Origin of the sequence: Methanosarcina spelaei (genome assembly GCF_002287235.1) — an archaeon.
Lineage (GTDB): Archaea > Halobacteriota > Methanosarcinia > Methanosarcinales > Methanosarcinaceae > Methanosarcina > Methanosarcina spelaei.
This window is the reverse complement of the sequence record NZ_LMVP01000129.1, coordinates 1-5,770: the sequence shown is the minus strand read 5'-3', so window position 1 is coordinate 5,770 and position 5,770 is coordinate 1. Positions and strand designations below refer to the sequence as shown.

At 35.3% G+C, this 5,770-nt stretch carries 10 protein-coding genes; all 10 read left to right on the top strand.

The genetic code is table 11. From position 1 onward, the window contains the following. Positions 1 to 161: 161 nt before the first annotated feature. Positions 162 to 632 carry a hypothetical protein gene (locus tag ASJ81_RS08400; protein ID WP_141241631.1) on the top strand — a complete coding sequence of 157 codons (471 nt, stop codon included), beginning with the start codon at positions 162 to 164 and terminating at the stop codon, positions 630 to 632. Between the two features lie 111 nt (positions 633 to 743). Then, a complete protein-coding gene (gene gvpN, locus ASJ81_RS08395; RefSeq protein WP_095644084.1) occupies positions 744 to 1,820 on the top strand; it encodes a gas vesicle protein GvpN in 1,077 nt (358 codons plus the stop codon). A gap of 87 nt (positions 1,821 to 1,907) precedes the next feature. Beyond that, positions 1,908 to 2,240 (top strand): gas vesicle protein GvpO, encoded by a 333-nt coding sequence (gene gvpO / locus ASJ81_RS08390; RefSeq protein ID WP_170943249.1) that lies wholly within the window; start codon positions 1,908 to 1,910, stop codon positions 2,238 to 2,240. Between the two features lie 42 nt (positions 2,241 to 2,282). Beyond that, a complete protein-coding gene (locus ASJ81_RS08385; protein ID WP_095644082.1) occupies positions 2,283 to 3,104 on the top strand; it encodes a PadR family transcriptional regulator in 822 nt (273 codons plus the stop codon). Beyond that, a complete protein-coding gene (locus ASJ81_RS08380) occupies positions 3,101 to 3,760 on the top strand; it encodes a GvpL/GvpF family gas vesicle protein (protein ID WP_095644081.1) in 660 nt (219 codons plus the stop codon). Before ASJ81_RS08385 ends, ASJ81_RS08380 begins: the two co-directional genes overlap by 4 nt. Then, complete coding sequence (locus ASJ81_RS08375; protein ID WP_095644080.1) at positions 3,760 to 4,041, top strand: gas vesicle protein GvpG; 282 nt, start codon at positions 3,760 to 3,762, stop codon at positions 4,039 to 4,041. Before ASJ81_RS08380 ends, ASJ81_RS08375 begins: the two co-directional genes overlap by 1 nt. Further along, positions 4,016 to 4,303, top strand: a complete 288-nt coding sequence (locus ASJ81_RS08370) for a hypothetical protein (RefSeq protein WP_095644079.1) — start codon at positions 4,016 to 4,018, stop codon at positions 4,301 to 4,303. The genes ASJ81_RS08375 and ASJ81_RS08370 overlap by 26 nt, the downstream gene beginning before the upstream one ends. An 18-nt stretch (positions 4,304 to 4,321) precedes the next feature. Further along, complete coding sequence (locus ASJ81_RS23270) at positions 4,322 to 4,894, top strand: hypothetical protein (RefSeq protein WP_095644078.1); 573 nt, start codon at positions 4,322 to 4,324, stop codon at positions 4,892 to 4,894. 8 nt (positions 4,895 to 4,902) lie between these two features. Beyond that, complete coding sequence (gene gvpJ / locus ASJ81_RS24815) at positions 4,903 to 5,271, top strand: gas vesicle protein (protein ID WP_170943248.1); 369 nt, start codon at positions 4,903 to 4,905, stop codon at positions 5,269 to 5,271. Between the two features lie 42 nt (positions 5,272 to 5,313). Continuing rightward, a partial coding sequence (locus tag ASJ81_RS08355) for a hypothetical protein (protein WP_141241629.1) occupies positions 5,314 to 5,770 on the top strand: 457 nt, incomplete at its 3' end.

Below are 5,770 nucleotides of genomic sequence, written 5' to 3'. Positions count from 1 at the left end.
GTTTGGAATAATATATTCTGCATATTTTAAGTAAACATTGCCCATAATAATTACATAAATTACGGAAATGGCTTGAGTTTTGAGACAGCTTGAAATCAACAATTTTCTGCTGAAAAAAGAAAACAGATAAAAATAGAAGCCGAAAAGGGGGGGTTTTAGTGGTGAATAGCGTTAAACAATTAAAGGAAGATATCAAGCAAATGGAGCAAAGTATACAGGAAGGAGTAACTAAAATAGAAGAGGATACGGTTCAGAAAAGGGACTGTATGAACGCAGGAATTGTCGAGATTCATGAAAACATACATAAAATGAATGAGGGCATCAGAGAGCAAGCCAAGGAACAGCAAGATGCGGTTTCAAATATCAATGAAGCTATAATGCAGCTTCAGAATGACAATAAAGAAAAAGTTACACAGATGCAGCTCGAAATTAATCAACTAAAGGCAGATATTAATAACATGGCAAAAATGATGCAATCCGGTGTGCATCAGATGAATGAGGGAGCCATAGAGATAAGGAAAGCCACTGACCAAAAAGTCAAAGAAATACAAAAAAACACTGGTATTTTTGAATTGAGTATAGGGGAGTTTCAGGGGGATATTAAGCATTATATCAAGGAATTCTATGGATAATTTCTTAGGTCCAGAGATATAAAATCACTTCTTTTTTTGAAGTGATAAATTTTGTAAATCTGTATTTTAGTCTCGAAATATCGATTTTCGTTACAAAAATGGGAGGTAAAGATGATTTATAAAGCAACACACCCGAGGAAAGTGAGAGGAGAATCTGTCCATCAGCCTTTAAGTGAAAAAATAAAACAAAATCAGACTAACTTAAAGACAATCTCTACTTCGGAAATGCATGAAAAACTAAAAAAACAAAGCTGTCTCATAGATCCAAAATCTTTGTTTATTGGGAATTTAGATACTAAAAACTTAATACAGAGTGAATATTTTCTACCCAATACCGATTGTTTTGTTGAAGGGCCAGATGTTAAAGAATTGAGCGAAAGAATCAAATTATGGATTGGCACTGGTTATCCAGTGCATTTGATTGGCCCTACTGGCTGTGGAAAGACTAGTCTGGTGATGCACATTGCAAAAGAAATCGGGCGTCCTGTTGTTTGGATAAACGGAGATGATGCTCTCACAACCAAAGACCTCACAGGTGGATATGCGCAGATTAAGCAGGAGTCAATGAGAGATCACTATATTCATAATGTTATCAAGAGTGCAGATATCATAAAGCCTGAATGGATAGACAATCCTTTAGCTATAGCATGCAAATATGGATGTACTTTTGTATATAATGAGTTTTCCAGAGCAAAACCAACTGCAAACAATGTATTACTTTCAGTTTTTGAGGAAGGAATTCTGGAATTGCCGAGTAAATTTGGGCAGGAAAGATATTTGAAAGTACATCCCGAATTCAGAGCTATTCTCACAAGCAATTCTATTGAGTATGCTGGGATTCATGCTCCACAAGATGCTCTGCTGGACCGGATGGTAGGTATATATATGGATTACTACAGCCTTGAAACTGAAATAGATATCGTGCGCAAACATACGAATATACCTTATGAAGAAGCAAAAAATATTGTTTTTGTAATCCGTAAAATTAGAGAGCAGGTTAATGAAGTTCAAAAGCCTGGGACTCGAGCAGCCATAATGGTCGGTAAAGCCATGAAACAGCTAAATGGTAATGCAGAAAAGTATTACAATCAGCTATTTATTGATGTAATTGCGACAAAAACAGGTTCTAATGTGGATTTGTTTCAAAAAGAAAAACTTGTCAATAATGTGATTTCACAACTTACGTAAAAATCCAAATTATGTTTTGTAATTAATTTGTCACTATTTGATGTAATTTCTGACTTTATTAGAAATATGTATTTTCGGGGGAATAGTATGGCAAACGCAGCTCTTGAACAGGAATCCGAAGATAGAGCCGGACTTCAGACAAAAAGAAAGCATAAATCTACCGTAAAAGAAGTGGGGGATGAAGCACTTTTTCAGATCGCAGAGATTCTTAATAGGAAAGTCGAGGAAGTCATCGCCGTTTCCAAAAGCGGAGATTACTGGTATGTTCAGTTGGAAGTCCTAGAAAGAAAAGCAGTCCCTGATACTCAGGACATATTGGGGATCTACGAATTGAAAGTTGATTCAAACTATGATGTTATAGACTATAAAAGGATAGGAATGAGGCATAGGGGAGACATGATAGAACTGGAAGAAGATTAAGAATTAAGGGGTTTTGAAAGTTCTGGGGATACTGGTGAGAGAGTGAATGAAAATGTACTAAACGATAATATAGATACAATAATTCAGAGGTCATTTCTTGAGAGTAGGCATATGCTCTTTCTCTACGCACGGGGAGTAAATAGAGACTTAATTCAGGCTTCTTTTTTTTCCTCTGCAAAAAAAGATGAAAATTTACTTTATATTAGTGAGGAAGAATTCGAATTGGTTAGAAGCAGGTTTAATAGACTAAATGTATCTCCGTTAATAATTCAACCTCGGGAAATCAAATTTTTTGTTAAAGATGTAAATAAAGATAAAAGGTTCAGAATCATTGTAGAGGGAGTTTTTGAACACACGGATATTCATCATCTCTTAAACCTCAATAAAAACAATATCGTGCTTTGTATGTATAAACTCGGCATGCTTAATGCCAAGCAGATCGCTGAGCTAGTTGAAATGCATAAAAAATTGATTCTCAATACGCCAAATGTGACAATTCTGTCTTCAAGCAGCTTTAAAGATCTCAACATAGAATATTCCATGATAGAACGCTTTGTTAAAGAATATCTTGACATTATCGTGCTTTCCCTCATCGCAAGTAGGCCCATGTGTGGAATCGAAATTCTTGATGTGATTCACAGAGAATTCAATGTCTTGTTAAGTCCTGGAACCATTTACCCACTTCTTAATAAATTAAAAAACGATGGTCTTCTAGAACGTGAATACGTAATTAAGAAAAAGATCTACAAAATAGCAAGAGGTAATGAAAAAAATATTCGTAATATCCTTGATAAACATATGATTGCAAATGAGTTTTTAAATGATTTTTTGAAATCTACGGCTTTGGGGGAAAATACAAAGTGAGCAAAGACGGTGAGAGTGGGAGGTATGTTTACTGTATAATCAAGGCCCAGGAGGAGAAAATAAGTTTTGGAAACATAGGTTTTCAAGGGAAGGAAGTGTATACGACAAAATATAAAGAATTTTCCCCTGTTTTGAGCGACATTATTTTCAAAAAATTTGATGTTGAGGATGAAGAAGATGTAAAAACTCATAGCAATGTCATTAATGAAGTGATGAAAGAACACAGTGTAATTCCTGTAGCATACGGCATGGTCTTTAAAAATAAAAAGCTGGTGGAGATGTCCATGAAGTATGGGTACAAGGCTATGAAAAAAGCCATGAAAATAGTGGACAACAGGGTCGAGCTTGGAGTGAAGGTGATCTTGCCAAAAGATTTTGATAGAAACGAACAAAAACTTGATCAATGCAAATCTGAGTTTACCGAAAGGCTCAAGCAAGTATCATTTGATTCAAAGAATCTAATCCTTTTCAGTGAGCGCCTTTTAATGAATGCTTCATTTCTCGTGGAAGCAGATAAAGTACAGACTTTTTCAGATGAGGTTGAACAGCTTAGATCCAAATATGATTCATTTAAGTTCCAGTATAGCGGACCCTGGTCGCCCTATAATTTCGTGGATATACATATATTGTCCAAACAGAAGGGGGGTTTCAGGTAATGTTAATTCTTGATGACTTACTTCTTCGGGCTCTAGGAGTTTCAGTTCCGGGGCTTGATTTTGTATCTACTCTTGAACTCCTGGAAAACCTTGCATATAAGGAACTTTACAACCCTGAGAATATCAAAAACCAAATAAAAGAAAATCAAATGTTATACGAATTTGGCGAGATCTCAAAATATGAGTTTGAAGACACAAAATCTAGACTCATAGAGCAACTAAAATTCATAGAACGTTTTGAGGAGATGAATCTCAGTGTCAGAGCAGACATCCTTACTTGAGAAAAAAAAACGTAAAAAAGCCATGGGTAAGAAGTCTAGAGATCCTTGTCCGTCAATAATGAATTTTTTCAAATTGCTTGATGAAATGGAAAAAAGCAAATTATTCGACAAATCAGGAAATTATATTTGTAAAGGTCCAGTTGGATCTAATATAGAGGGTGCTTACCATATAAAAATCAACCCTGGAATTGAAGCAGAAAACCCCGAGTTACCTGCATCCAAGAAGTTGATACCTAAGAAGAAATTAAAATCCCGATTATAGGTTAGGAGATGTAGGCCGATGCACAATATTGGAAAATTAAGTTCTAACCATACATTTGTAGTGAAAGATGTTAGAAAGCGCATGAAAATGCAAAAAAAAAATCACATATTAAGTGTAGAAGCTCAGAATAACAAATTGAAGATTATGCTTTTAAAGCAAAAGGATAAAGCATACAGACAAATAGAACTGAAGCAAAATGTGATTGTTCCTCTTATTCAGAATACACGAAAAGGGCTTAAAACCAGAAAAGTAAAGAGAAGGATTATAGAGTTGAATAAGGGAAAAAATCTGTTTTCTTATTCAACAATACTTTCAGGAGATATTCTGGATAATGCGTTCAGGTATTCCACAACATCCAATTATAATCTTTCAGAAAGAATGAAGAAACTTTACAAATATACTCTGGTCCCTGATCTTAATTTTACAGATTTATTTGTTTTTTCACATAAACCTTTTTTAAAGGGTTCCGTGGGTACACTCCCAGTCTTCAGGAAACTGAAAGAAGTTTCGAAAAAACAACTGGCGATAACGCCAGGCCACCATGTTTCAGGACCACAAGTAGAGTTAAGAAGCAGGAAATATTGTAAGTAGGTGAAATAATGAACGGCTCAGTCGTCAGAGAGTCAGGAGGACTTGCTGATGTAATAGACAGGATCCTTGATAAAGGGCTTGTGCTAAATGCCGATATCTCTGTATCTGTTGGGGGTACAGAACTCCTTGGAGTTAAAATAACAGCTACTATTGCATCTTTTGAAACTGCGGCAAAGTACGGGCTTGAATTTCCTTCCGGAACCAATTTGAATGCTCCAGCATGGCAGAAAACATATGAAACATACGTAAATTGCCCTGAATGCGGAAACCGAAGAGAAGAGAAGCTTTTGATAGAAGAGGGATGTCCAGTCTGTGGGTGGATAAGTCCACTTAAGAATAAACGAATGTTAGAAATTAAAGAAAATCCGTCAGAATAAATCGTCAAATATATTTAAAAAATCATATTAGTGAGGTTAAATATGGAAAAAGATACTACCAATAAAAAATCTGAAAAAGAACAAGAAGAAGAAAAAGCTGAGATGGAATCCAAAATCAAGGATATGGAAAAAAGAATAAAGGACCTTGAAAGCAATCTTGAGGAACAGAAATCTGAATATAAAGAAGAAACTTTTGTAGGAGATATTTTTAGTTCTTTTATTCCAGGTTTTGGTAAAATTGTAAAAGCCCTTGAAAAAACGTCTCCAGAATTCAGACAGAGAATTGCTGAAACAGATTCAGAAATAAAACACAGATTTGAGAGCGGTTGGGGCGATAAAAAACCTACTGTTAGCTATGGATTTTCCATAAGGCCTCTTGGCACTAAGCCAACAAATATTTCTACAAGAGGGAAAAAAGAAGCGCAAAAGCCAAAAGTAAAAGAAGTACATGTAGGGTCTACTGAAATTGAGCCTGTTTTTGATGTATTTGAGGATGAAA

Coding starts and splice junctions, on each gene's coding strand:
- gvpN (WP_095644084.1), top strand. CDS start 744: ATGATTTATAAAGCAACACACCCGAGGAAAGTGAGAGGAGAATCTGTC.
- gvpO (WP_170943249.1), top strand. CDS start 1,908: ATGGCAAACGCAGCTCTTGAACAGGAATCCGAAGATAGAGCCGGACTT.
- ASJ81_RS08375 (WP_095644080.1), top strand. CDS start 3,760: ATGTTAATTCTTGATGACTTACTTCTTCGGGCTCTAGGAGTTTCAGTT.
- ASJ81_RS23270 (WP_095644078.1), top strand. CDS start 4,322: ATGCACAATATTGGAAAATTAAGTTCTAACCATACATTTGTAGTGAAA.
- gvpJ (WP_170943248.1), top strand. CDS start 4,903: ATGAACGGCTCAGTCGTCAGAGAGTCAGGAGGACTTGCTGATGTAATA.